Genomic DNA, 3,191 nt, shown 5'->3' on the forward strand with positions numbered 1-3,191 from the left:
CGCGAGAAGTCCGGCCGGGCCTGGCTGTACGAACCGGTGCGCAGCCGCGAGGAGTACACGGCGGGCCTGATGCGGGACGCCCTCGGCGACAGCCAGGACCGCCCGGCCGGACTTCTCGCGGCGGAGCCAGCCCTTGCGGTGCAGGATGTCCGCGACGGTCATCACCGTCGTATAGGCGACCCTGCGTCCCCGATTGATGTCGTCGACGACCTCGCGGACCGTGGCGGGCCGCTGCCAGGCCCACAACCGGTCCATGATCTCGGCCTCCAGCTCTCCCAGCCGGCGCACGCGCATCCCCTCACCCTCCCCTTGCGGGCGGCTCATCGTACGGGCCGCTCCCCCCGCCCAGGTATACCCCCCAGGGGTACAATGGCAGGATGTCGACCCTCATGAAGAACCGCCCCTGCGCGAAGGTCTGCGACTCCGGTCTGCCCGGATCGGTGGAGCTGGTGCTCCTCCGGCAGCTGCTCGGCCTGTGTCTCCGGCTGAGTCTCACGCTGTCCGCCGACTGCCCTTCGCGCAAGGGCGGTTGATGCTGCCAGGTCCTGCTTCACTGCTCCGTCACGTCCGGATCAGCCGGGCGATGGCCTTCGACGCCTCACCCACCTTCACCTTCGCCTGGTCTCCGCCCTGGGCGATGGCCTCCGTGACGCAGCAGCTCAGGTGCTCGTCCAGGAGGGCCACCGCGCAGGACTGGAGGGCCGCGTTGATGGCGGAGACCTGGGTGAGGACGTCGATGCAGTACACGTCCTCGTCCACCATCCGCTGCACCCCCCTGACCTGGCCCTCGATGCGCCTCAGGCGTCTGATGATGTCTTCCTTGTGCTGTCCGTAACCGGCCACGGCGGGCTCCTCGTCGTCAGGTCGGATCGGTCACTTGTCGGCGGCCTGGAAGCCCCGCAGGCGGAGGCTGTTGCCGACCACGAAGACCGAGGAGAAGGCCATGGCCGCACCCGCGATCATCGGGTTGAGCAGTCCGGCCGCGGCGAGCGGCAGGGCGGCCACGTTGTAGGCGAAGGCCCAGAAGAGGTTCGAGCGGATGGTGCCGAGCGTCTTGCGGGAGAGCCGGATCGCGTCGGCCGCGGCCCGCAGGTCTCCCCGTACGAGGGTCAGGTCGCCGGCCTCGATGGCCGCGTCCGTACCGGTGCCCATCGCCAGGCCGAGGTCGGCCTGGGCGAGCGCGGCGGCGTCGTTGACGCCGTCGCCGACCATGGCGACCGAGCGGCCCTCGCCCTGAAGGCGCTTGACGACGTCGACCTTGTCCTGCGGCATGACCTCGGCGATGACCTCGTCGATGCCGACCTCGGCGGCGACGGCCTCGGCGACCGCCTTGTTGTCACCGGTGAGCAGGATCGGGGTCAGGCCGAGCGCGCGGAGCCGCTTGATGGCCTCGGCGCTGGTCTCCTTGACGGCGTCGGCGACCTCCAGGACCGCGCGGGCCTCCCCGTCCCAGGCGACCGCGATGGCGGTCTTGCCGGCCTGCTCGGCCTCTTCCTTCGCGGACTTGAGTCCGGCGGGCAGGGCCATGGCCCACTCGTCGAGCAGCTTCTCGCGGCCGACGAGGACGGCGTGGCCCTCGACGACGCCCTGGACGCCGAGACCGGGGATGTTGGCGAAGTCCTCGGGGGTGGGCAGGGTGCCGACCTTGGCGGCGGCGCCGGTGGCGACGGCCTGGGCGATGGGGTGCTCGGAGGAGTGCTCCAGGGCGCCGGCGAGGCGCAGGACGTCGGTCTCGTCGACGCCTTCGGCGGTGTGGACCTTGATGAGGGTCATGCGGCCGGTGGTGACGGTGCCGGTCTTGTCGAGGACGATCGTGTCGACCTTGCGGGTGGTCTCCAGGACCTCGGGGCCCTTGATCAGGATGCCGAGCTGGGCGCCGCGCCCCGTACCGACCATGAGGGCGGTCGGGGTGGCCAGGCCGAGGGCGCAGGGGCAGGCGATGATCAGTACGGCGACGGCGGCGGTGAAGGCGGCGGTGAGGCCCTGCCCCGTACCGAGCCAGAAGCCGAGGGTGCCGAGCGCGAGGGCGATGACGATCGGCACGAAGACGGCCGAGATCTTGTCGGCGAGGCGCTGGGCGGCGGCCTTGCCGTTCTGCGCGTCCTCGACGAGCTTCGCCATGCGGGCGAGCTGGGTGTCGGAGCCGACGCGGGTGGCCTCGACGACGAGGCGGCCGCCGGCGTTCAGGGTGGCGCCGGTGACGGAGTCGCCGACGGAGACCTCGACCGGCACGGACTCACCGGTCAGCATCGACGCGTCCACCGCGGAGGAGCCCTCGACGACGGTGCCGTCGGTGGCGATCTTCTCGCCGGGACGGACCAGGAAGCGGTCGCCGACCTGGAGTTCGGAGGTCGGTACGGTGATCTCGCGGCCTCCCTTGAGGACGGTCACCTCCTTGGCCCCGAGCTGCATGAGCGCCTTGAGCGCGGCGCCCGCCTTGCGCTTCGAGCGGGCCTCGAAGTAGCGGCCGGCCAGGATGAAGGCGGTGACGCCGGCGGCGGCCTCCAGGTAGATGTTCCCGGCGCCGTCGGTGCGGGCGATCGTGAACTCGAAGGGGTGCGTCATTCCCGGCGTACCGGCGGTCCCGAAGAACAGCGCCCACAGCGACCAGAGGAACGCGGCGATCGTGCCGACCGAGATCAGGGTGTCCATGGTGGCCGCGCCGTGCCTGGCGTTGGTCCAGGCGGCCTTGTGGAAGGGCCAGGCGGCGTAGACGACGACCGGCGCGGCGAGCGTGAGGCTCAGCCACTGCCAGTACTCGATCTGCAGCGCCGGGACCATCGCCATCGCGATGGTCGGCACGGCGAGCGCGACGGCCGTGATCAGGCGCTGCTTGAGCGGCCGCAGCTCGGCGTCGGCGATCTCCTCGTCGGAGGGGCCGTCCTCGCCGCCGCCGCTCGCGGGCCGTTCGGGCTGGGGCTCCTGGGCGGTGTAACCGGTGGCCTCGACGGTGGCGATCAGGTCGGCGACGGCGATGTCGGCGTCGAAGGTGACCTTCGCCTTCTCGGTGGCGTAGTTGACGGTGGCCTCGACCCCGTCCATGCGGTTGAGCTTCTTCTCGATGCGGGCCGCGCACGAGGCGCAGGTCATGCCGCCGATGGCGAGCTCGACCTGGGCGGTGCCCGGAGTGGTCGTGGTCATTTCCTGCTCCTCGGTGTAGCGGGTTCGGGGGCCGGGGCCCGGGCATGGAG

At 71.4% G+C, this 3,191-nt stretch carries 4 protein-coding genes; 1 reads left to right on the forward strand and 3 read right to left on the reverse strand.

From position 1 onward, the window contains the following. On the reverse strand, positions 1-288 hold a 288-nt coding region (locus CCN56_RS35200; protein WP_256962343.1), incomplete at its 3' end, for a BlaI/MecI/CopY family transcriptional regulator. Between the two features lie 89 nt (positions 289-377). Here CCN56_RS35200 and CCN56_RS43630 point away from each other — a divergent pair. Then, on the forward strand, positions 378-533 hold the full coding sequence (locus CCN56_RS43630; RefSeq protein ID WP_158718993.1) for a hypothetical protein: 156 nt from the start codon (positions 378-380) through the stop codon (positions 531-533). 28 nt (positions 534-561) lie between these two features. On the opposite strand, the gene CCN56_RS35205 is transcribed toward CCN56_RS43630, so the two are convergent. Continuing rightward, positions 562-843: a metal-sensitive transcriptional regulator gene (locus tag CCN56_RS35205; RefSeq protein WP_015035316.1), complete on the reverse strand. Its 282-nt coding sequence runs from the start codon at positions 841-843 to the stop codon at positions 562-564. 30 nt (positions 844-873) lie between these two features. Then, entirely contained in the window at positions 874-3,141 is a 2,268-nt protein-coding gene (locus tag CCN56_RS35210) for a cation-translocating P-type ATPase (protein WP_086831848.1), read from the reverse strand. Between the last annotated feature and the right edge of the window lie 50 nt (positions 3,142-3,191).

This window comes from Streptomyces sp. NRRL B-24572, from assembly GCF_002156145.1.
GTDB lineage: Bacteria > Actinomycetota > Actinomycetes > Streptomycetales > Streptomycetaceae > Streptomyces > Streptomyces vietnamensis.